A 22,939-nucleotide genomic window follows, 5' to 3' on the forward strand; every position below is an offset into this window, starting at 1 on the left:
CTGGCTGCTCGTGGAGAGAATCAGACCACTTTGGCTGAGGCTCTTGGAGTCAAGCGGGCCGCTATGTCAATGAAGATGTCCGGTAAGACCGGATGGTCTGTCGTGGACTTGGTCAACGCTTCGCGATTTTTGGATGTCCCCGTTGAGTCTTTAATCGACGATAGCTATATGAATCAGATTCAAACGATGAATAACAAAAAAGCCCCGGAAGATTCCGAGGCTTCAAACAAGCTCCTGCGGCTGGGCTTGAACCAGCGACCGTCCGATTAACAGTCGGATGCTCTGCCAACTGAGCTACGCAGGAATATCGGTCACAGGCTTGCGCCGTGCACAAGATGTAAATGATATCCGCAAATCGCGATGATGCAACTTTGCGGGGTGCATCGGCGTGTCGGTCGGCGATGTCGCGTCGAACGGCATGTCCGTTTTACTGCCCGAATGTGGATAGTCGAAAATCATCCACAAAAAATGTGGATAGACACGCCGAGTGTGGATAACTCGCTACCTTTCGACCACATAACCCGTTTCGGCTGGACAGCACGACACGTCGCACGGCAAGGTTGAAGGCACCTCGACGACAACAGGGTCGGCGGGGCGCGAACAACCATTGATCGACTCCAAGGAAGGAACGATGATGAACACACGCACCAACAGGGCCGAGACGCCGGGCGGACGCATCGCCAGATTCGCGGCCGCCGCGATATGTTTCCTCGCGATACTGGCCAGCGGCGCCATCCATTCCGAACATGCGATGGCGGCGAACGGCACGATCACCATCAAATCCGGCGACGGCACCTCGCTGGCCGGCCACACGTTCAACGCCTATCTGCTCGCCACCTATACCGACGTGGAACTCAAGGATTCGTCCACCCTACGTTCGGTCAGCGCGCAGCCGGCCAACAGCGCGGCCTCCACATGGATCTCCACAGCGCTCAAGGCGGCGAACGTCAGCGTCGACGCCTCGGCCGGGCAGAACCCCGCCTCGCAGATGCTGCGCCAGACCACCGGTTCTCAGGCCACGCGTCTCATCGCCGCCACCTTGGAAGCCAACAAATCCGGTCGCACGCCGGCCAAGGCGAACCAGACGTCCAACGGCTCGTCCTTGACGCTCACACTGGCCGAAGGCTTTTACCTGATCACCGACTCGGCGGGCATGCCGATCATCGCGTCCACCACCATCAGCGGAACCACTGCCATGGCATCCGGATCGACGCTGGGAACCGTATACATGAAAAGCAAGGTCAGCGTGCCGAACAAGGAGATCAAAAGTGTCGACGGCACCTGGAAGGAGAGCGCGGCCGCGACGAACGGGGAGACGCGGCAGTTCCGCGTCAGGTTCTCGCTGCCGAACCATCTCGCCGCCGACACCGTGACCGTCGACGACGTGATGGACGGCATGCAGTACGTGTCGGGCACGTTCAAGGCGAAGATCTCCGCAGGCAAAAACGCCGGCAAGGACGTGACCTCGGAATTCGGCAAGGTCGGCTCATCCTCCACGGGGAAGGGCTACAAGGTCACCTCCAGCCAGGCGCTGATCGACAATTACGGCACGCAACAGGTGGAGATCTCCTATTCCGCTACGATCACCGACACGGCCAGGGCCAAGGCGGCTTCGAACACGGTCACGGTCACCATCAACTGGCTTCCAGGCACGAATCCGCCGGGCGTCGACCCGCCGAAGCCCGGCAAGGACTTCGTCCGTGTGCCCACATACGGCATCGACCTGAAGAAAATCAGCGCGGCGAGCACCGACCAGAACAGGATCCCCGTCGAAGGCGCGAAGTTCATCATCAAGAACGAGACGCTCGGCAAGTGGCTGAACTGGGACGCCGGTACCAAGCGATGGGCCTACGTCGACACCGAGGCCAAGGCCCAGCAGCGGGCCACGGACGCCAACGGCGTCATCAGCTACGACAGGCTCGGTGCGGGGACCTACCTGATCTCGGAGACCGTCGTGCCGAAGGGATATTTCGGCTTCGTCAAACCGAGCTTCAGGGTCACGATCGACGACGCCGGCACCATATCGATCACCGGAGTCGAACAGGCCGGGCTGACTGCCAGCGTCTCCAAGGCGAACGGAGCCACCAGTACACCGGTCGCGGTCGTCAAAAACGTCGACAACATGACGCAGCTGCCGATGACCGGAGGCGTCACCGTGGGATTGATGGGCGCGGGCGGTCTGTCGGTGATGGGTCTCGCCCTGGCCAGCGCCGTCAAGGCTGGCAAACTGCGTCGTGACGGTCTGGATGCGGCATGGAGGTCATAACATGGGAATGCCAATCAGATACCGGACTCGTGCGACCGCTCTCGCCGGCGCGACTCTCGCCTGCACGATGCTCGTCTGCCTGTCAATGCCGGTCGCACCCGAGGCGATGGCCCAGGACGTGCCCGCCGTCGGCGAACTGCAACGGGATCCGGTCGCATCCACCGCGGTGATCTCGGACGACAACCCGCTCGGCGGGACAGACCAGAGCGGCCAAGTAGGGGACGATAACGAGCGGTCGGACGATGCGTCCGATGACAGCATGGCCTCCTCGGACGACGCGCACGAGAACACGGGGGAATCTCCGGACAACGACGACGCCGGGGACGAGCCCGTCAACGAATCCGATGACCGGATTGCCGCCGCGCCCCGCCGCAGCAAATCGAGCATCAGACCGTTCTCCTTCTCGGACGACGCCCCGACCCGGGGTTGGCTCCGCTTCTTCGACAAAGACAACGTCGAGATCGCAGGACGCATCACCGTCACCGGCCAGCAGTCATACCAGATGCCTGCACTGGGCGGCGCCAAGGATGTCGAATACCACGCCAATCAGGGCATCAGCGGCACTGCGGACTGGAAGGCCGTGGCATGGCAGTCGCAATGGTTCAAGGTCGGAGGACTGTGCGACGCGGGCTGGTCCGCCGACGTGTGCACCATCACCGGGCACGGCGGCTTCGAGCCCCTGATGATCCGGGGCGAGCAAAGCATGCGCCGATTCCTGCCGGGAGCGCGAGTCAACGCGCCGACGGCCACCGGCTCCGCCGTATGGTGGGCGATATACCACACCAGCTGGGCAATGTACGTCGAACAGATACGGTATGCGCCCAACGGCGGCACCGGCGTGATGCAATCCACATCTGCGGATGTCTCGGCATACGACATCAACAGTGAAACCTACTATTCCAGCATTCCCGCGACCGTTGCCGATAACGGGTTCACCCGCCCCGGCTACCAGTTCGTCGGTTGGAAGGCCAGGGGATCGGGCGCCCTGTGGCAGCCGGGCGACACGAAATGGCTGGCGATCAGCAACAACCCGGCCTCCACCTACACGGATCACCAGATCCTCGATGCCCAATGGGAGAGGCTGCCCCATGCAACCACGATGCCGTCCACCGGCGATGCCGGGCTGGTCACCGCATACATGGCCGGTACCGGACTATGCGGTGCGGGATTGTGCGGGGTGATCGGGCTGACACGCAGACGCGATACCGGTCCGCGAAGCGGAGCACGGCACGATGCCCAGGCCTGAATGGTTCGTCCCCGATGATTGGCACGTGGCGTTGTTCGGCAGAACGCCGCCGATGTCACGTGCCGACCGTACCGCGCTACGACGCCAGTGCGGTACGGTACGGAGGCGATTCCGCCTGCTGGTCGCCATAGCCATGGCCGCAATGATATCAGGACTGTCGGTGTTCGCATGGATCGGCGTCACCCAGGCGCAGTCGCGGCGCGAGGCAGAGCATGCGCTCCCGCACATCGAGTCGAGGCGGGGACAGGAGTACGCTACGTTGCAACGTCTGGTCGAAGACGCCGAAGCGTACAACGCTCGACTGGCACGAACACCTCAGGTCATCGGTGAGACCGCCGATGCGGACGGTTCCGCATCCGGCGACTTCTCCTTCGCGGGCGACACCGAGTATCACGACCTGCTGGATGCGGGAGATTCGATCATGGCGGCGTTGCGTATCCCAAAGATCGGCCTGCTGCTGCCGATCCGTCACGGTGCCGGGGAATACGCGCTGGCGAACGGATTGGGTCACCTACACGGCACCAGCCTGCCGGTCGGAGGCAGGTCCACGCATGCGGTCGTCACCGGGCACCGCGGACTGGCCGACAAAGAACTATTCACCAGGCTCGACGAACTCGCCGTGGGAGACCCGTTCTACATCGAACTTGCGGACGGGCGGACGCTCGGATACCAGATCGACGGCATCGTCGAAACCGAACCGGCAGATACCGACCGTCTGCGCATCGAGACGGGGAAGGACCGCGTCACGTTGGTCACCTGCACTCCGATCATGCTCAACACCAGACGTCTGCTGGTCACCGGAATCCGAGCCAGCATGCCCGATATCGTGCCGATTCCTCAATCGGCGCCACGTGACAGGCGACCGAAGGAATCCACGGCCGTCGTGGCAGGCTCGTGCGCCGCCGCGGGCTGGTCGACGCTCTGGGCTGCAGAAACGCGCAGAAGACGGCGCATACCGTCACGGGCATGCCACATGACCGGAAAGGAGATATCGGCATGATGCACGACGACTACCGCCGGCGCGTACGCAGCCGCATGCTGCGTGAACGGCGCAGACAGGAAGGAGACGGTCTGCGCCATCGATTCGCAGTCGCATGCTGCTGCGCCGCGGCCATGCTGCTGATGTTCGCCGTCATGCCGTCGGACGGCTTCGGCACGGCTGCGGCGAACCAGAGTGCGGGCGGCACATGCCGTGCCGCTCTGGCATGGCCCGTGGCCGATCCGCGGACAATCGGCACATTCGATGCTCCCGCACAACCCTGGTTGCCCGGACATCGTGGCGTGGACCTCGCCGCCGAACCCGGCACCGAGCTGCTTGCTCCCCGGGACGGGACGATATCGTATGCCGGCACCGTGGCCGGAAAATCCGTGGTCAGCATCGCCTCAAGAGGAATGAAATTGACCTTCGAACCTGCGGAAACGAATCTGGCGGTCGGCGCACAGGTGCACGTGGGAACACCGTTCGCGCGCGTCGCACTCGGATCGGATCATTGCGACGGAGCATGCGTGCATTGGGGCGTGCGCCGCTCATCCGGCGAATACCTGGATCCCGCAGCACAGACGGCGTCCCGCCGCATCGTCCTCAAACCGTCCAGCTGAAGAAAGGAGTAAGCCATTCAGACAGATCGTGTGCGTTATCCGACCATGCGTTATCCGACCATGCGTTACCCGACCAACCGTGTCAGTTCGCCGAGATTGAGTTCGAAACTGACGCCGCGATCGGCATAATGCGGCTGGTTGAGCGTCGACACCATCGCATGGCGTACGAACTCCCCGGCGATGTGCGCCGACTCGGCCAGTCCGCGTCCGGCCATCACGGCGCCGCACAATGCCGAGGCGAACGCGTCGCCGGTGCCGTGCGTCATGTACGGCAGCTTCTCATGATCCAACTCATGCCGGGCCGCCACACCGGCCGAGGCGCTCGCCACAAAGTTGCGGATCAGTCCGTCACCGCGGTCGACGCCTTTGAGCACGACGTTGCGTGCCCCCATACTCAGCAGCGCGTCGAGCAGATCGTCCACGGCCCCGTCGTCAAGGTCGAGCCCCTCGTACCTGCGACCGGTCAGGATCGCCGCCTCCGTCAGGTTCGGCATGAGCACGTCGGCCCCGTCGGCCAGCGCCCCCATCGCCTCGCACAGTTCAGGCGTATACGTCGAGTACAATTCGCCGCCATCGCCCATCACCGGATCCACCAGACGCAGCGCACGCGGATACTCACGGTAGAGCCGTTGAATGATCGCCACCTGATCGGGGGAGCCGAGGAAACCGGAATACACACCGTCCAGATCGACCTGTTCCGCACGCCACGCATCCAGATAGCCGTCCAGGATGTCAGTCGTATCGTGGAACGTGAACACGTCGTAATGCGTGTGCGCGGAGAACAGCGCGGTCGGCACGGGACACACGTCGCAGCCTGCCGCCGACAGGATCGGGATCGCGGCGGTCAGCGAGCACTTGCCGTAGCCGCACATGTCGTGCACCGCGGCGATCCGGGGAATATAGCGCGGATCACGGTCATACAGCATCACGTCGTCGGTCATGGTCGTCCTTTCGTCTTCGTTGACGACTCTAGCCGGCGGCCTGACTATCGCGCGCGGGCCATGCCGGTGCCCGCACGCCGAATGCGGGCGCCCGTTCCCGAGCGAATGCCGCACGCGGCGTGTCGCAGATGCATCGGCTGTTTTTCGACGCTTGCCGACAGGACGATATCCCAATGATGCCAAGGGTTGATAAAGGGGTATAGGCAACCGTGATAGCGTTCGGCTTGCATCGGCGGGCACCATGCTCGTAAGGTCTAAACCAACACCTCGCCACGACAGCCGGACATCAACCGGAAACGGCCGGCGGGTGGCGATAACCAGCAATGGAATAACCCCACTGAAGGAGCACATCATGACCGAGCCGAACAAGAAGTACCGTTTCGAGACCCTGCAGCTGCACGTCGGTCAGGAGCAGGCCGATCCGGCCACCGATTCCCGCGCCGTCCCGATCTACGCGACCACCTCCTACGTCTTCCACAACTTCGACCATGCCGAGGCCCGCTTCGGACTGGCGGATCCGGGCAACATCTACGGCCGTCTGACCAACTCCACCCAAGGCGTGTTCGAGAACCGCATCGCGGCCCTCGAAGGCGGCACCGCGGGCCTCGCGGTCGCATCCGGCGCTGCGGCAGTCGAATACGCGGTGCGCAACATCACCCAGTCCGGCGACCACATCGTCTCCTCCAAGAACATCTACGGCGGCACCTTCAACCTGCTCAAGCACACACTGCCGCGCGACGGCATCACCACCACCTTCGTCGACCCGGAGGTCCCGCAGAACTTCGAGGACGCCATCCAGGAGAACACCAAGCTCGTCTACTTCGAGACCTTCGGCAACCCGAACGCCGACCTGCCGGACTTCGAGGCCATCTCCGAGATCGCCCACAAGCACCACCTGCCGGTGATCGTCGACAACACGTTCGCCACCCCGTACCTGTTCCGCCCGCTCGAGCACGGCGCCGACGTCGTGGTCGAATCCGCAACCAAGTTCATCGGCGGCCACGGCACCACCCTCGGCGGCGTGATCGTCGAAGGCGGCAAGTTCAACTGGGCAGAGGTTCCGGGCAAGTTCCCGACCCTGACGGAAGCCGACCCATCCTACCACGGCCTCAACTTCTACGAGGCACTCGGCGGTGCCGCATTCGTGACCCGCATCCGTGCCATCCTGCTGCGCGACACCGGCGCCACCCTGTCCCCGTTCGCCGCGTTCCTGCTGCTGCAGGGCACCGAAACCCTGTCGCTGCGCGTCGAACGCCACGTCGAGAACGCGCTGAAGGTCGTCGAGTACCTGCAGACCGTGCCGGAGGTCGAATCCGTCTCCCACCCGTCCATCCCGGGACGCCGCGACCACGAGCTGTACAAGAAGTACTTCCCGAACGGCGCCGGCTCCATCTTCACTTTCGACATCAAGGGCGGCAAGGACGCGGCACGCGTCTTCATCGACAACCTGCACCTGTTCAGCCTGCTCGCCAACGTGGCCGACGTGAAGTCCCTCGTCATCCACCCGGCCTCCACCACGCACTCGCAGGAGACTCCGGAGGAACTCGAGGACCAGGGCATCCACCCGGGCACCATCCGCCTGTCTATCGGCACCGAGAACATCGAGGACATCCTCGACGACTTGAAGGGCGGCTTCGAGGCGGTCCGCGCCTCCGGCCTCGCCAAGTAAACCGGACAATCCGGCCGGACGGTTCGCGCCCGGCACGATCCGCTCGGTTGCGGACACGTAACGTACGACCGGAAACGAACCGAGTATCCTAAGCCATGACCTCGCCGGAAGACGGGGCATGGCTTAATTGTGTGAAGAGAGGAACCACAGTATGACTGCACGTACGAAGCAGACGTTCAACGCCGCCACCATCCCGCTCATCGCCGTCATGACGGCCGTCACCACCGTCGTGACCATGTTCGTCCAGATCCCCACGCCCACGCGCGGCTACCTGAACCTGTCCGACACCATGATCTTCTTCTCGGCCTACGCGTTCGGCCCGTGGATCGGCGGCATCATCGGCGGCCTCGGCCCAGCCCTGTCCGACCTGATCAACGGCTACCCGCAGTGGGCGATCTTCACGTTCGTCATCGACGGCGTGCAGGCCCTGATCGTCGGCCTGCTGCTCAAGGAGTTCAAGCCGCTCAACGTGATCGGCGTCTCCGTGCTCGCCGGCGTGTGGAAGGTGTTCGGCTACTTCATCGCCGGCGGCATCCTCTCCGGCTGGGGTCCGGCCCTCGGCGAGGTGCTCGGCAACAGCTTCCAGATGGGCGTCGGCCTGATCGTCGGCCTCGCCCTGTTCTCCGCCGTGCGCAAGGCGTACCCGCCGCTGGTGCGCCTGGGCAACCTCGGCGTCAAGGCCGCGGCCTGATCCCCGCCGCTCCCGCAAGAGACGCATCGGCTCCCTTCCGTTCACGGAGGGGAGCCGATTTCGTTGTGCCGGACATGATACGCGGTCATGAGACGGCGTTGATGCCGGTGCCCGCGACCGTCCGCCATGACACGCGATAGGATAGATCGAATGAGCTTGGACACCCTGATCGAGACGCGTGATCTCGGCTGGCGATACGCGCCGATCGTCGACGGCGGACACCCCATAACGGGTCTCGAATCCATTACCGTGGCCATCCATGCCGGCGAATTCGTCGGCATCGTCGGTCCGACCGGCGCCGGCAAATCAACGTTGTGCATGGCCTTGGCCGGCATCATCCCGAACCTTGCGGACGGGCAGATGACCGGCAGCGTCACCGTCGCCGGCATGAACGTGCGCGAGACCACCGTCGCCGAACTGTCCACCCGCGTCGGCTACGTGCAGCAGGACCCCGAATCCCAGCTGTTCTGTGCTTCCGTCGAGGATGAGATCGCATTCCCACTCGAAAACCGTGGCATGGATCCCGCGCTCATGGACGAACGCATCGACGACGTGCTACGGCTGGTCGGCATGGAGGACTACCGTACCCGCATCCCCACCAGCCTGTCCGGAGGACAGATGCAACGCGTCGCGATCGCGGCCGCGCTCGCCGCCGAACCCGACATTCTGATCCTCGACGAGCCAACCGCCGCACTCGACCCGGACGGCCGTCGCGAAGTGTTCGCCGCGCTCGACACGATCCGCTCACGCCGCAACCTGACCGTCGTCATGGCCGAACAGGACACCTCGCATTTCCCCGGGCGCGCCGACCGCATCCTCGTACTCGACCACGGACGCCTCATCGAACAGGGCGACGTCGGCCTATTCTCCAAGCAGCCGGAACTGTTCGAACGGCTGGGCGTCGCATTGCCCGGCGGCCCTGAGCCGGGACTGCGCATCATCGCGGACGATGCGACCGTGCCGACCGGGCCGGAAGACGATCCGATCATCGTGCTGGACCATGTCACCTACCGGTACGCATCCGGCGGTCGCCCCGACGCCGCGAGCCGTCCGCCGGCATTGGATGACGTGACCTGCACGATTCCGCGCGGCGCATTCGTTGGCCTGATCGGCCATAACGGCTCCGGCAAAACCACGCTCGCGCGGCACCTCAACGCGCTCCTGACACCCGCCAGCGGACAGGTGATCGTCGACGGACTCGACACCCGCGAGCATAGCGTCGGCCAGATGGCCGCGCACGTCGGCTTCGTCTTCCAGAACCCCGACCATCAGATCTTCTGTGCCACGACCCGCGAGGAAATCGGTTTCGGTCCGAAGGCGCTCGGCGGAACACCTCAACAGGTCGATGCCGCGGTCGACAAGGCGATGCGGCTGTTCGGCCTCGACCGGTTCGCCGATGTCTCGCCTGCCACGCTCGGCTATGGCGACCGGCGGGCCGTGGCCCTCGCCTCGGTGTTGGCGATGGGCACGCCGATCCTCGTGCTCGACGAGCCGACCGCAGGACTCGACCGCAACCTGTCCGCGCGGTTCCTCGACACGGTTGCCGCGCTGAACAGGAACGGCACGACCGTCATCATGATCAGCCACGACATGTCCGCCGTCGCGCGATACTGCACACACGTCATGCGCATGGACGACGGCCGGCTCGCCGCATACGGCCGACTGGAAAGGAACGACGATGGACGCTGACCTGTACGTGCCCGGCAACGGCTGGCTGCACCGCGCCGACCCCCGCGTCAAATTCGCATTGTCCCTCGCACTGCTCGTCATGTGCCTCATCTGGCGCAACTGGGCGTTCATGCTCGCGATGCTCGTACTCGAACATGTGATGCTCGCCGTCGACCATGTGCCGGCCGAACGCATCGCATGGGTGTGGCGCACCCTCGCCCTGCTCATCGTGCTCATCGTCGCGCTCTGGCCGGTCTTCGACCCCAGCGGCACGCATGAGATCTGGCGGTGGGGCATCCTGCGGTTCACGCGCGAGAACCTCGTCATGGCGGCCGTCATGGGACTGCGCATTCCCGCGCTCGGCTTCGCATGCTTCCTCACCCTGTTCACCACCAGCCAGCCGCGCCTCATTCGAGGCCTCGTCGCCCTCGGCATGCCGTACCGCGCCGGGCTCACGCTCGCCACCTCGCTGCGCTACATTCCGGTGTTCTTCCAGATCTTCCAATCCGTTTCGGCCGCGCAACGTGCACGCGGCCTCGACCTGAACGGAGGCGCCGTCGGCAGGGGAGGGAGCAACCCGATCGCCGCGCTGGTCGCCCGCTTCAAGTCGTATCTGCCGATCATCGTGGCCGTGCTCATCCGTGCCTACCGCATGAGCCAAGGCGTCGGCTGGGCGATGGAATCACGCGGTCTCGGCATGCCCGGCGTCACCCGCACCTACCGGGTGAACCTGCGCATGCGGCCGGCCGACTGGCTGCTGCTCGCCGCGACCATCGCCGGCACAGCGGCCGCGGTCACGGCGATGATCACGATCGGCTGAAGCGACGGCGGCCGCGAACGGGCAAAAGGGGATGCAAAAAGACGTAATGGGCAGGCACCCGACGTTGCGCGGATGCCTGCCCATCACGGTCCGCTTGGCTGCAAGAAGGGGACTCAGCCCGGCAGCTCCAGCTCGCCCAGCTTGTCGGTCAGTTTGATGTTCTCGCTGTAGTCGACCGGGCATGCGATCACGTGCACGCCGCCGTCGGCCATCATCGCCGCCTCGATCGAGGGCTTCAAATCATCGGCGGACGAGACAAGATGGCCATGCGCGCCGAAGCTTTCAGCCAGCTTCACGAAATCGGGATTGCCGAAATCCACGTCGTCATGATGGCCGTTGTGCAGATCCATCTTCCACTTGATCAAGCCGTACGCCTTGTCCACCCACACGAGGATCACGATATGGCAGCCAAGCCGTACCGCCGTCTCGATCTCCTGCATGTTCATCATGAAGCTGCCGTCGCCCATCACCGCGAGCACCGGGCGGCCGCGCCGTGCCAGCGACGCGCCGACCGCGCCCGGCAGCGTCCAGCCCATTGTCGACAGGCTGTTGTCGATGATGCACGTGTTCGGCAGGTACGTCGGATACAGTCGCGCCATCCACATCTTCAACGCGCCCGTGTCCACGAGCGCCACGTCGCTGTCGTTCAGCGCCTTGCGCGTGTCATAGACGACGCGTTGTGGCTTCATCGGGAACGATTCGTCATCCTTGCAGGATTCGAACTCATGCATGAGCAGACCGCGGATGTCCGACTCGGCGTTCGCGAAGGTGACGTCGCGCTCGCGCAACGCGTCGATCAGCTGCGTGAGCGTGGCGTCGATGTCGGCCATGATGTTCAGCGTCGTCGTGTAATGCGCGTCCGTATCCTCCACGAACGTGTTGATGTGGATGATCTTCTTATCGTTCTTCGGGTTGATTTTGACCGGGTCGAACTGCTGGATCGAAAAGCCGATCGCGATGATGAGATCCGCGTCGTCGAACGCGAAGTTCTCGTAGTCGTGGCGCATGAACCCGACCACGCCGAGCGCGTTGCGATGCCGGTCGGAGAACACGCCCTTGCCTTCGAACGTGGTGGCCACCGGCACGTTGAGCTGTTCGGACAGGACGCGCAGCTGGTAGTCGGCGTTCGCGCGGCTCACGCCGTTGCCTGCGAGGATGATCGGATGCTTCGCCTTGGCGATGATGTCGGCCGCGGATTCGATGTCGGCGGGCGTCGGCACGGTGTGCACCTGCAAGGCGCGGCTGAGCGGCTGGGCGTCGGTCGGCGCGGCCTGTTCGGCAATGTCCTCGGGCAGGATGATGCACGTGGCGGCCGGACGCTTGCGCTGGGCGAGCGCGAAGCCCTTGCGCACGGTTTCGGTGACCGCTTGGGGGCTCAGGATCATGTTCGTCCAACGGGTGATCGGACGGAACACCGACACGAGGTCGATGATCTGATGCGACTCCTTGTGGATGCGGTTGATGTTGCCCTGCGCACACAAGGCGACCAGCGGCGTGTTGCTCGCGTTCGCACACGCCACCGGCAGCGTGAGGTTCAGCGCGCCCGGGCCGAGCGTGGCGAGGCACACGCCGGGCTTGCCGGTCAGATGCGCGTAGGTGAGCGCCATGAAGCCCGCACCCTGCTCGTGGCGCGTGACGACGAAGCGGATGTGCCCGTCGCGTTCCAGCGCCTCGATGAACGGGATATTCTCCTCGCCGGGGATGCCGAAGATCACTTCGACGCCCTCCTGCACGAGGCATTGCACCATGAGATCGGCGACGTTGCGCTGATGATGACGGTCGGTGCGCGGACGGGCCGCGGCAACGGTGTCGTGGGTTTGCTCCTCGCCGTCGCGGTCGAATCCGTCGCGCAGACGCGACTCGATGCGGGCGAACAATGATTCGGAATGCTGTTCTGTCACGAGTGCACGAGTATAGCGGAGCGAATGATCGCGACGATGTTACGGATGATATATGGACGTAACAATGCGGCGGATTGCGTTGGTTCATCCTTGGGGATGATGCCGGAGGGGCATGTTTCCTTCCGCCGCACGATGTCGGCGGCGGGCGTTTGCCACGATGATGGAACCATCATCCGATATCCGTCACGAGGAAACGAGGAATCATGGAAGGTATGGTCACCACGGCCGCCAACCCGACCGCCATCGAGGCGATCGACCTGGTCAAGGACTACGGGCAGGGCGACACCGCCGTGCACGCGCTGCGCGGCGTCAACGTGCGTTTCGAACAAGGCCGATTCACGGCCATCATGGGTCCGTCCGGCTCCGGCAAGTCCACGCTGATGCACACGCTCGCCGGACTCGACTCGGCCACCTCCGGCCGCATCGTCTTCGACGGCGCGGACATCACGAAGATGAACGACAACCAGCTCACCCTGCTGCGGAGACATAAAATCGGCTTCATCTTCCAGAGCTTCAACCTGCTGCCCATGTTCAGCGCCGAACAGAACATCCTCATGCCGTTGACACTCGCGGGGGAGAAACCCGACCGTTGCTGGTTCCGCCAGCTCGTCGAGACGCTCGGGCTGAGCGAACGACTCAACCATCGCCCGAACGAACTGTCCGGCGGCCAGCAGCAGCGCGTCGCCATCGCCCGCGCGCTTATCACCAAACCGTCGCTCGTGTTCGCCGACGAGCCGACCGGCAACCTCGACTCCGTCTCCAGCGCCGAAGTACTGAGCTTCCTCAAGCGTTCGGTCAAGGAACTCGGCCAGACGATCATCATGGTCACGCACGACGCAGTGGCCGCCTCCTATGCCGACCGCGCGATCGTGTTCGCCGACGGCCGTATCGTCGCCGACGTGCCGAATCCGAACGCCGAACAGATGAACGAACTGCTCATGGCCGAACGCGAACGCGCCACCCGCGAAGCCATTCGATAAAAGGAATCCCATCATGTTCTCCATCACGCTCAAACTCATGAAGAAAAGCGCACGGATGCTTATCCCCGCGGGCATCGCGATCCTCATCGGCACCGCGTTCATCTGCGCCACGTTCCTGTTCTCCAACACCATGACCGACGCGCTTGGCCGCCAGCAGACCGGCAGCTACGGCGGCGCGAACTATATCGTCACCATCGACTACGACGCGTTGGAATCCGCGACGAAAGAGGAGAAGGACGCCGCATACTCCGCCACCGTCAACGACTTCCATCTCGACCAGGTGGCCGCGACCGACGGCGTCGACGGCGTGCGCGCCGACACGATGACCGACGTCACCGTCGTCAACGGCGACAAGAACGTCAGCGGCATTGCGCTCGACACCGCTAAGGACGTACGTCTGCTGCCCGTCGGCCTCGCGGACGGCGACCTGCCGGCCGACAACGGCGAGATCGCCCTGCCGCAGTCCGTCGCCAAACAACTCGATGTGAAGATCGGCGACACGGTGACCGTCAGCTCGCGCAGCCTGCAGGAGGAAGCGTCGATCGCTGACGCGACTGCGACTGCCACTGTCAAGTCCGGCAACGTCAGCGTACGCGTCGTCGGCCTAACCGACGATCCGAACGGCGTATACGGCTCGTACGGCGGCGCGTCCGTGATCTCGAACGACATCATGGCCGCGTTGCAGGCCGTCGACGACTTCTCGCAGGTGCGCACCAGCCAACTGTTCCTCGACCTCGCCGGCGGCGGTAACGGCACCGACGGCAGCGCCACCGACCCCGCCAAGGCGCAGGCCACGGCCGATCGACTCGCCAAGCTCATGCCGAAGCACTACCGCATGCTTTCGCGCGAGGCCGCCAACCGCGAGGCCATCAAGGCGCTCAGCGTGGATGGCGGCACCGACATCACCACCACGTTCCTGCTGAGCTTCGGCGTGCTCGCCATGTTCGTCGCCGCGCTCGTCATCGCCAACACGTTCCAGGTACTCGTCGCCCAGCGCCGCCGCACGCTCGCCCTGCTGCGCACGATCGGCGCGAAGAAGGGCCAGCTGTACGGCTCCGTCCTGTTCGAGGCCGGCGTGCTCGGTCTGGTCGCGTCCGTGCTCGGCGTGGCGCTCGGCTGCGCGCTGATCGGTGGCCTCACCGCGTCCGGGCTCATGGCCTCGACCGGCATGGACGCGCGGTTCGTGGTCAGCTGGCAGGCGTTCGCCGTGCCGGTCGCATTCGGTATTGCCATGACCGTGCTCGCCTCGCTCGGCTCCGCACGCTCCGCCACAGCCGTCACACCGCTCGAGGCATTGCGGCCGATCGAACTGACCGACACGCGTCGAGCCGGCGTCGTGCGCGGTGTCATCTCCGTGCTGCTTGTGCTGGCGGGCCTCGTGATGGCCGTGTTCGCCGCATGGCAGATGAGCCAGTCGATCGCAGGTCATTCGTCCATGATCACCGACGCGTATTCCACCGTGCTGCTTACGGCCATCGCCGGCTGCGCGTTCATCTTCCTGGGACTCGTCCTGTCCGCCGTGTTCTGGCTGCCCGTGCTCATGCGCGGCGTAGGCGCGCTCGTCGCGCTCGCCGGACCGTCCGCCAAGATCGCACACGCGAACATCCAGAAGAACCCACGCCGCGTGGCCGCGACCGGCGCCGCACTGCTGATCGGCGTCACGCTCGTGGCGACCATCGCGACCGGCGCGACCAGCGCCAAGCAGACGATGGGGGAGGCGCTCGACAAACGGTTCAGCGTCGACATGATCGCCGACGGTGCCGATATGACCGACACGCAGGCCGCCGACGCGGCCAAGGTCAAAGGCGTTACTGCATCCGTCTACGCGCCGACCGTCATGAAGTACGTGACCGACAAGGACGGCAACGACCTGTCCGTGCTGCTCGTCGGTGTGGATGATGCGGACGCGCTGCGTTCGGTGATGAAGGCCGATCTCAAGAATGTCACGATCGGCGACGACACGGTGCTCATGCCGAAATACGACGTGTTCACCGGCAAGAAACTGACGTTCGATGGCGGCACGGCGACGTTCGCGGACATGACGGGCGACTCCGGCGACGGCACGGCGGCGACCGGTAGCGAGACGTCGCCCGGCAAGACGGTCACGCTCAAACCGACGTACGTCGACTACCGTCGCGTGTCCGAAAACTACAATGCGGTCGCGTTCGTCAGCGCCACGCACTTCACGAACGGCGACCTGACGGCCACCGGCCACATGATGCTCATGAAGATCGACGCGGACGCCGCCGGCGTCTCCCTGAACGACGTGCTCACCGACGTGCAGCAGACGTTCACCGCCGGCACCGGCGTGCAGGTGACCGGTCCGATCGCCGAACGATCGCTGTGGGAGACGATGATCAACGGTCTGATGGCGCTGCTCGTCGGCCTGATCGCGGTCGCCGTGCTCATTGCGCTCGTTGGCGTGGCGAACACGCTGTCGCTGTCCGTGATCGAACGTACGCGTGAATCCGCGACCCTGCGCGCCATCGGCATGACGCGCGGCCAGCTGCGCCGTTCCCTCGCGGTCGAGGCGTTGCTGCTCTCGCTCGTTTCCGGCGTGGCCGGCGTGCTGCTCGGCACCGCGTTCGGCTGGCTCGGATCCTACATGGTGTTCAGCCTGTACGGCGACGTGGTCTTCCCGTTCGACTGGGCCGGCAACGGCATCATGCTCGCCGTCGCGGCGGCCGCCGCGCTCATCGCCAGCATCGCCCCCGCACATCGCGCCGTGAGCACGCCGCCGGTAGAAGCTCTCGCCGAAGCCTGATCTTGTTGCAACGGAGGTTTGCCGGACTTGCGTCCGGGAAGCCGGGGGAACAGTCCACTGGACTGTTCCCTTTTTCCGGCTTCACGCGTATTGGCCGCGAGCTTCGCTCGCTTTGTGGCCAATCGCGCCCGTCGAGGCTCTCGCCGAAGCCTAGATACATTCAAAAGCTGGCGGAGCCCAGGCGTCCTGCAATTATGGACAGCCTAACGGCTGGCTGTTTTGCTGGTTCGCCTGTCGGCTCGCACATTGCCTACAAACAGCTCTGCTGTTTGCTTGACGGCAATGTCCCTCGGCTGAGGAAGCTGCCGAGCATCAGCGAGACTGAGGGAGCGTACACCCCTAGACATACATAGATTCAGTATGTCGTAGCGTGTACGCTCCCTCAGTCAGCTTCGCTGCCGGCTCCCTCAGCCGAGGGAGCCGAGAAATACAGGCTCACGCCCATGCGTTCACATTGGGCAGCTCCCTCAACTGAGGGAGCTTAAGATATGGGAACTCATACGATCCCGTTGTCGTAGGCGAAGACGACGGCCTGCACCCGGTCACGGGCGTTGATCTTGGCGAGAATATGCGCCACATGCGTTTTCACGGTAGGCAGGCTGATGAACAGCTTGCTCGCGATCTCCTGGTTGCTCAGCCCGTGCGCGATCTCGACGAGGACTTCACGTTCGCGGTCGGTGAGCAGCTCCAACTCCGGATCGGTGTACGCCGGCTGCCCGGACTGCGCAGACGCGGCGGTTGCGGCCGCAGACGGCGCATCGGCCGGCGCGTCGCCCTTCGCATACCCGTCCTGCATCATCTTCTCGATCAGCCGCTTCGTAGCCGACGGCGCGATGATCGCGTTCCCGTTGAACACCGTGCGGATCGAACTCAACAGCGTCTCGGGTTCGGTGTCCTTGAGCAGGAACCCCGACGCACCCGCGTTGATCGCGGCCATCACATACTCGTCCAGATCGAACGTGGTCAGAATGATCACGCGCGTCGGCCGCGCTCCGTCCGCCGACTGCAGCGAGCTGATGCGCCGCGTCGCCTCGATGCCGTCCATGCCTGGCATGCGGATGTCCATCAGCACCACATCCGGGTGCGTCGATTCCGCCAACGTCACGGCCTGCGAACCGTCGCCGGCCTGACCGGTCACCTGCATGTCGGGCTGGGAGCCGATCACCATCGCGAACCCGGCGCGCACCAGTTCCTGGTCGTCGGCGATCACCACTCGAATCCTGTTCTCACTCATGATTCACCACTGTATTCGTTTCCTGGTAAGACGACAGTGGACGACACCCTGATTCTTCCCTGATCCGTAAAGAAGATGCGGGTGGTTTTCGCTCGCCGATAGAGTTGTCGGCGAGCGAAAACCACCACGCAGAAAGGGCCTTATGCCCGAGATGCCCCGGCTAGTTGTTCGTCGAGCGAGGCGGCCGGGCGCAGCCGCATCTCGGGCTGTTCGTGTTCGTGCGCCTCGTCGCTGAACCCGGTTTCGCGCAATACGCTGAGCAGTTGACGCATATGCTTGAGCGCGGTGCGTCCCTGCTGCCCGATCGCCGCGAACGCCGCCGCGATCGACTCGGCGGACGGTTCCTCACCATGTGCCTCGGCCTCATCCAGCATACGGATGTCGGCCACGGTACGGTCGATCACCAACGTCAGCGTCTCGCTCACCTCGGCCTGAATGTTCGCGCTGATCCGGTCGCGTTCCATATTCGCCGCCAACACCTTCTGCTTGGCCTGTTCGGCCTGCAGCGCCTCCTCGCGCGCCTGCAGCACCAGCACGTTCGCGCCGCTCGAACGCTGCCATCGTGCCAGCAGGATCGTGCCCACGCACATCGCGCCGACCATGCCGGCCCACATCGTCGCCTCGACCAGCATCCTGAGCGCAGAGCCGCCGATCGTCCCGTAATCCGAGGAACGCAGCATCCAATGCAATACGCTCGCATACCCGTAATCACTCACCAGAACCTTGAACCCGAACAGGATCGCGACGCCGACCGAGGCCACGCCGGTCCAACGCCAGGCGGTCGGCCGCCCGTACAGCACCGCCGAATACAGCGCGCACAACGCGAACAGGTTCGAGAACAATACCGGCTCGAAGACCATCAGCTGGAACACGGATACGATCACAACCGCGAGTGCCGCGCCTTCGGGGAACCGACGGCGCAAGCACAGCGGCAGCATCGTCGTCACGACGATGAACCGGCCGGTCGCCAGTTCGCCGGCGGTGCCGTCCAGATAACCGTCGAATATCGACGCCGCATTGCTGCTCAGGATCGCGATGAGCAGCAGCGTGCCGATGATGTCGGTCGCCAGATAATGCCGTTCGGTCCATTGCGACAGCCGTTCCACCCAGTTGAACGGTTCGCCGTTCGCCAGCACGGCCTGCGCGATCGGCTTGGAGCGCATCCGGTCGCGCAGCTGACGCCATGTGGGGATCTGGAGGAGCGCGGGGATGGAGGGATGTCTCCGCTCGCTGCGCCCGGTCGGCATGCCGGTGGAGGAGGGCGGTGCGGTTGACGGCATGACGTCAGGGGCGGTCGGTTCGGTCGGCATGACCGTGCGGAAGGGCCGTTCTGCCGATACGCCAGCAGGAGAAGAGGACGGTTCGGCCGATGCGACAGTGTCGACGGGATGTTCGGATGAATCGGCAGAAGCACATGCCTTTGTCGCGGCGGGAGAGCTCAGCGGGATCACGGCGTGCACGGCGAATCCTCCGCCGACCTGCGGGCCGGCAGTCACCGTGCCGCCGGCCGCTTCGACGCGTTCGCGCATGCCGAGCAGCCCGTAGCCCGGCTGATGTCCGTCCAGCGCGGCCGATGCGCCGCGGCCGTCATCGGCGACAGTGATGTCCAGCGCATGATCGGACCAACGTTCGCTGATGACGACGTGCACGTTCGGTCCCGCGTACTTGCGCACGTTCGTCAATGATTCCTGCACGAGATGATAGACGGCGACGCTGGCCGTTGCGGACAGCAGATCCGGCCTTGCGGCACCGTCGATATGCCGCGTGAGCGTACTGCCGGCGGATGATGCGGACGGCATGGAGGAGGACGCGGCCGAAGATGCGGACGTTGACGGAGCCGTGCCCGAAGATGCGGCCGATGCGACGGCCGCCCGCGCCTGATCGACGAGCGCGTCGATGTCCGTATAATCGGCGTGCTCCGATCCGCCGAACACGCCGAACAGACGTTTCATATCATGCAGTGCGCGTTCGGACTCGTGCCGTATCGTCTCCATCGTGTGCCGGGCCACGGCCGGGTCATGCGCGCCCGCGTACCGTCCGCCGTCCGACTGCACGATGATGATCGACAACGTGTGCGACACCACGTCGTGCATGTCGCGGGCGATACGCGCGCGCTCCGCCAGTGCCGCGATGCGTCGCTCCTCGGCCTCGCCGGCCTCAAGCGCCTCGTTGCGTTCCTGCATCATGCGGATCGTGATGAGCCGCGCCCGCTGCCAGAACGCGGCGATGGCGGTCGCGACGATGCACGATAGAATCGCGACGGCATAGATCGCCGTCTGCTGCATCAGGTTCTGTGCGCACTGTCCGGTGAACCGGCCGTCCGCATAGACGAGCCAACATTCCGGCATTCCGTTCAGGTCGACGCTGCTGATGTCCGTGGGTCTCACATACGGCGCGAAATACGGTCCGACGAGCGCCGCCCATGCGATGACCGCGCCGGCCAGCACGCCGATCGCCGACGCCAGCACGATGAACGCCTTCGTATTGCGCGGATCGCCATAGACGATCACCGAATACAGCATGGCCAGCGCCAGAAAATCCGACGGCACCATCGCCGGACCGACGATCAGCTGCAGCGCGGACAGGCTCGCGAACGTGAGCGCGGCGGTCTGCGGGCGCGTGCGGCGTATCGCGAGCGGAAGCGCCAGCACGACCGACCAGACGGTCATCGGTCCGGTCTCGTACGAGAACAACACGCCGGGCATGTTGCTGGCGGTCACGCCGAACAGCAGTCCGAACCCCAAAGCCGCCAACACCGCGATGATCGAATCCATGACCAGCATGCGGACGCGACGGTTGCGCGCCAGTCGATCCCATGATGCCCATACACGTTGCCCGATACCCATAATCGACCAGCCTATCGCGGCACCGGGCCGCGCGTCCATCATGCGCGGGGATGAGCCGGTTTTGTCCCCGTGTACGGCTGATATGGAGAACAGCCGTATCCTTCAAGGAAAGGGGAGCGCATGACGCTGCTTGCTGAATACTACGTGCCCGGACTGCATGTGGAAGACCGTTCGATCAAGGTGCCGCTCGACTGGGCCGGACATGAGCCGGGCAAGGGCTTCGACGGGGAGACGATCAGCCTGTTCTACCGCGTGGTCACCGCACCCGAACACGTGCACGACGACCTGCCGCTGCTCGTCTACCTGCAGGGCGGCCCCGGCGGCGAAAGCCCGCGCCCGCTCGACCCGACCTCCGACGGCTGGATCGCCGAGGCGATCAAGCACTTCCGCGTCATCCTGCCCGACCAGCGCGGCACCGGCCGCTCCAACCGAGTCGACACGCAGATCATGGCCCGTCTCGCCCCGGCCGGCGCCCGTGCACAGGCCGACTATCTCAAACTGTTCCTCGCCGATTCGATCGTGCGCGACTTCGAACACCTGCGCCGCACCGAATTCGGCGGCGCAAAGTGGGTGACACTCGGCCAAAGCTACGGCGGCTTCCTCACACTCACCTACCTGTCGCTCTACCCGCAGGGCGTGGCAGCCAGCTTCACCTGCGGCGGCATCCCGCATGTGCCGGCCGACGCGGCCGAAGTCTACGAGCACACGTTCCCGCGCATGGCCCGCAAGACCGCGCAGTTCTACGAGCGCTACCCGCACGACATCGAACGCGTCGCCGCCGTGGCCGACCGGCTGGCCGCCGGCGGCGTGAGTCTGCCGAACGGCGACCCGTTCACCGTGGAGCGTCTGCAGTGCCTCGGCTCCGACTTCGGCATGAAGCCGAGCTTCGAACGCGTGCACTGGATCCTCGACTCCGCGTTCCTCGACGGCGACGGCTCCGCAAGCGCCGATTCGCCGCTGTCGGACGAGTTCCTGTCCAAGGTGGAGATCGCCACGTCGTCACGCCCGCTGTACTGGCCGCTGCAGGAGTTCATCTACGCGAACGGCGAGATGGACGAGCCGATCCGCTGGGCCGCGCAGCGCGTGCGCGATACGAAGCCCGAATTCGGGCCCGGTGTGCGCCCGCTCAACTTCACCGGCGAGGCGATGTTCCCGTGGATGTTCGAGCAGGAGCGCGCGCTGCGCCCGTTCAAGCCGGCAATGGATCTGCTCATGGAAGACACGCGGTTCGGCGTGATCTACGATGCCGATCAGCTCAAGCGCAACGAAGTGCCGTTGCAGGCCGCCGTGTACTTCGACGACATGTACGTCGACTCGCTCATGCAGCTCGACACGCTGAGCCGCGTCGGCAACTCACACTACTGGACCACCAACGAGTTCGAACACGACGGCAACCACGGCGACCGCGTATTCAAGCACCTCTACGCGGAAGCGTTGAACCGCGGCGACCTCGAAGAGCTGTTCTGAGCGCACGGTTACGCCAGCGAAGCGAACGAAAGGACACACATGAGCATGGATCTCACCATCGGATTCATCGGCTACGGCAACATGGCCCAGGCCATCGCGCAGGGACTGGTCGACGCCGGCGTCGTCACGGGCGGCCATATCGTCGCCTGTGCCGCGCATTGGGACAAGCTCGAACGCACCACGGCCGAGATCGGCGCACGTCCGCTGCACAGCGCGACCGAAGTCGCCGTCGCGGCCGACGTGGTGATCATCGCGATCAAACCGTACCAGATCGAATCGGTCGTTGGCCCGATCGCCGACGAACTGGCCAAGCCCGGCAAGATCGTCGTGTCGATCGCCGCCGGCTGGAACCTCGCCAAATACCGCGGCCTGTTCGGCGACAAGGCCGCGAACATGCACATCCAGTGCACGATCCCGAACACGCCGATGGCCGTCGGCAAGGGCGTGCTCGTCACCGAAGCCGACAACACGCTCACCGACGCGCAAACCGAGACGTTCGAGGAGCTGTTCGAGCCGATCAGCCTCATCGAACGCGTCGACACCGCGCATATGAACATCGCCATGTGCATCGCCGGCTGCGCGCCCGCCTTCACCGACATGTACCTTGAGGCGCTGGCCGACGCCGGCGTCAAATACGGGCTGCAGCGCGCCACCGCCTACCGTCTGGCCGCGAAGATGGTCGAAGGCGTGGGAGCCTTGTACATGGCGACCGAAACGCATCCTGGCGCGATGAAGGACGCGGTCTGCTCGCCCGGCGGCACCACGATCCGCGGCGTCGCCCAACTCGAGAAGGACGGCTTCCGCGGCGCCGTCATCAACGCCGTCGACGCGATCGAATCGTGAAACG

At 64.6% G+C, this 22,939-nt stretch carries 16 protein-coding genes and 1 tRNA gene; 12 read left to right on the forward strand and 5 right to left on the reverse strand.

What is annotated here, in order from left to right; genetic code table 11:
- Positions 1-231 precede the first annotated feature (231 nt).
- Positions 232-304: transfer RNA gene (locus tag JS541_RS03575), tRNA-Asn, on the reverse strand.
- 327 nt (positions 305-631) lie between these two features.
- Here JS541_RS03575 and JS541_RS03580 point away from each other — a divergent pair.
- Genes JS541_RS03580 through JS541_RS03595 form a run of 4 tightly spaced genes read left to right on the forward strand, consistent with a single transcriptional unit; the run spans position 632 to position 5,111 of the window.
- Entirely contained in the window at positions 632-2,266 is a 1,635-nt protein-coding gene (locus JS541_RS03580) for a SpaA isopeptide-forming pilin-related protein (RefSeq protein ID WP_214373109.1), read from the forward strand.
- A 1-nt stretch (position 2,267) separates the two neighbouring features.
- The gene (locus tag JS541_RS03585; RefSeq protein ID WP_214373110.1) at positions 2,268-3,512 is read left to right on the forward strand and encodes a hypothetical protein; all 1,245 of its coding nucleotides are present in this window, start codon (positions 2,268-2,270) and stop codon (positions 3,510-3,512) included.
- Positions 3,499-4,512 (forward strand): class C sortase, encoded by a 1,014-nt coding sequence (locus tag JS541_RS03590; protein ID WP_214373111.1) that lies wholly within the window; start codon positions 3,499-3,501, stop codon positions 4,510-4,512. The genes JS541_RS03585 and JS541_RS03590 overlap by 14 nt, the downstream gene beginning before the upstream one ends.
- The gene (locus JS541_RS03595; protein ID WP_219068520.1) at positions 4,509-5,111 is read left to right on the forward strand and encodes a peptidoglycan DD-metalloendopeptidase family protein; all 603 of its coding nucleotides are present in this window, start codon (positions 4,509-4,511) and stop codon (positions 5,109-5,111) included. The genes JS541_RS03590 and JS541_RS03595 overlap by 4 nt, the downstream gene beginning before the upstream one ends.
- Positions 5,112-5,176: 65 nt before the next feature.
- On the opposite strand, the gene JS541_RS03600 is transcribed toward JS541_RS03595, so the two are convergent.
- Positions 5,177-6,052 (reverse strand): bifunctional hydroxymethylpyrimidine kinase/phosphomethylpyrimidine kinase, encoded by an 876-nt coding sequence (locus JS541_RS03600; protein ID WP_214373113.1) that lies wholly within the window; start codon positions 6,050-6,052, stop codon positions 5,177-5,179.
- 352 nt (positions 6,053-6,404) lie between these two features.
- Between JS541_RS03600 and JS541_RS03605 the strand changes: the two genes are divergently transcribed.
- The 4 genes from JS541_RS03605 to JS541_RS03620 all read left to right on the forward strand — a co-directional run bounded on the left by JS541_RS03605 (position 6,405) and on the right by JS541_RS03620 (position 10,900).
- The gene (locus JS541_RS03605; RefSeq protein ID WP_214373114.1) at positions 6,405-7,721 is read left to right on the forward strand and encodes an O-acetylhomoserine aminocarboxypropyltransferase/cysteine synthase family protein; all 1,317 of its coding nucleotides are present in this window, start codon (positions 6,405-6,407) and stop codon (positions 7,719-7,721) included.
- Between the two features lie 151 nt (positions 7,722-7,872).
- A complete protein-coding gene (locus tag JS541_RS03610; RefSeq protein ID WP_214373115.1) occupies positions 7,873-8,412 on the forward strand; it encodes an ECF transporter S component in 540 nt (179 codons plus the stop codon).
- Between the two features lie 150 nt (positions 8,413-8,562).
- Positions 8,563-10,101: an ABC transporter ATP-binding protein gene (locus tag JS541_RS03615; RefSeq protein WP_236036724.1), complete on the forward strand. Its 1,539-nt coding sequence runs from the start codon at positions 8,563-8,565 to the stop codon at positions 10,099-10,101.
- A complete protein-coding gene (locus JS541_RS03620) occupies positions 10,091-10,900 on the forward strand; it encodes an energy-coupling factor transporter transmembrane component T (RefSeq protein ID WP_214373116.1) in 810 nt (269 codons plus the stop codon). Before JS541_RS03615 ends, JS541_RS03620 begins: the two co-directional genes overlap by 11 nt.
- A 113-nt stretch (positions 10,901-11,013) precedes the next feature.
- Here the strand turns inward: JS541_RS03620 and JS541_RS03625 are convergent, their stop codons facing one another.
- Positions 11,014-12,801: an acetolactate synthase large subunit gene (locus JS541_RS03625; RefSeq protein ID WP_338023513.1), complete on the reverse strand. Its 1,788-nt coding sequence runs from the start codon at positions 12,799-12,801 to the stop codon at positions 11,014-11,016.
- Between the two features lie 203 nt (positions 12,802-13,004).
- Between JS541_RS03625 and JS541_RS03630 the strand changes: the two genes are divergently transcribed.
- Complete coding sequence (locus tag JS541_RS03630) at positions 13,005-13,781, forward strand: ABC transporter ATP-binding protein (RefSeq protein WP_214373117.1); 777 nt, start codon at positions 13,005-13,007, stop codon at positions 13,779-13,781.
- A 13-nt stretch (positions 13,782-13,794) separates the two neighbouring features.
- Positions 13,795-16,545 (forward strand): FtsX-like permease family protein, encoded by a 2,751-nt coding sequence (locus JS541_RS03635; protein WP_214373118.1) that lies wholly within the window; start codon positions 13,795-13,797, stop codon positions 16,543-16,545.
- A 496-nt stretch (positions 16,546-17,041) separates the two neighbouring features.
- Here the strand turns inward: JS541_RS03635 and JS541_RS03640 are convergent, their stop codons facing one another.
- Together JS541_RS03640 and JS541_RS03645 are read right to left on the reverse strand one after the other, a co-directional pair.
- A complete protein-coding gene (locus tag JS541_RS03640) occupies positions 17,042-17,779 on the reverse strand; it encodes a response regulator transcription factor (RefSeq protein ID WP_214373119.1) in 738 nt (245 codons plus the stop codon).
- A gap of 140 nt (positions 17,780-17,919) precedes the next feature.
- Positions 17,920-20,625, reverse strand: coding sequence for a histidine kinase (locus tag JS541_RS03645; RefSeq protein WP_240539226.1), 2,706 nt, complete (start codon positions 20,623-20,625; stop codon positions 17,920-17,922).
- A gap of 120 nt (positions 20,626-20,745) precedes the next feature.
- Here JS541_RS03645 and JS541_RS03650 point away from each other — a divergent pair, with 120 nt between their 5' ends.
- A complete protein-coding gene (locus tag JS541_RS03650; RefSeq protein WP_214373120.1) occupies positions 20,746-22,092 on the forward strand; it encodes an alpha/beta fold hydrolase in 1,347 nt (448 codons plus the stop codon).
- Between the two features lie 39 nt (positions 22,093-22,131).
- The gene (gene proC, locus JS541_RS03655) at positions 22,132-22,935 is read left to right on the forward strand and encodes a pyrroline-5-carboxylate reductase (protein ID WP_214373121.1); all 804 of its coding nucleotides are present in this window, start codon (positions 22,132-22,134) and stop codon (positions 22,933-22,935) included.
- Positions 22,936-22,939: the final 4 nt, after the last annotated feature.

It is taken from the genome of Bifidobacterium sp. SO1, assembly GCF_018555335.1.
Lineage (GTDB): Bacteria > Actinomycetota > Actinomycetes > Actinomycetales > Bifidobacteriaceae > Bifidobacterium > Bifidobacterium simiiventris.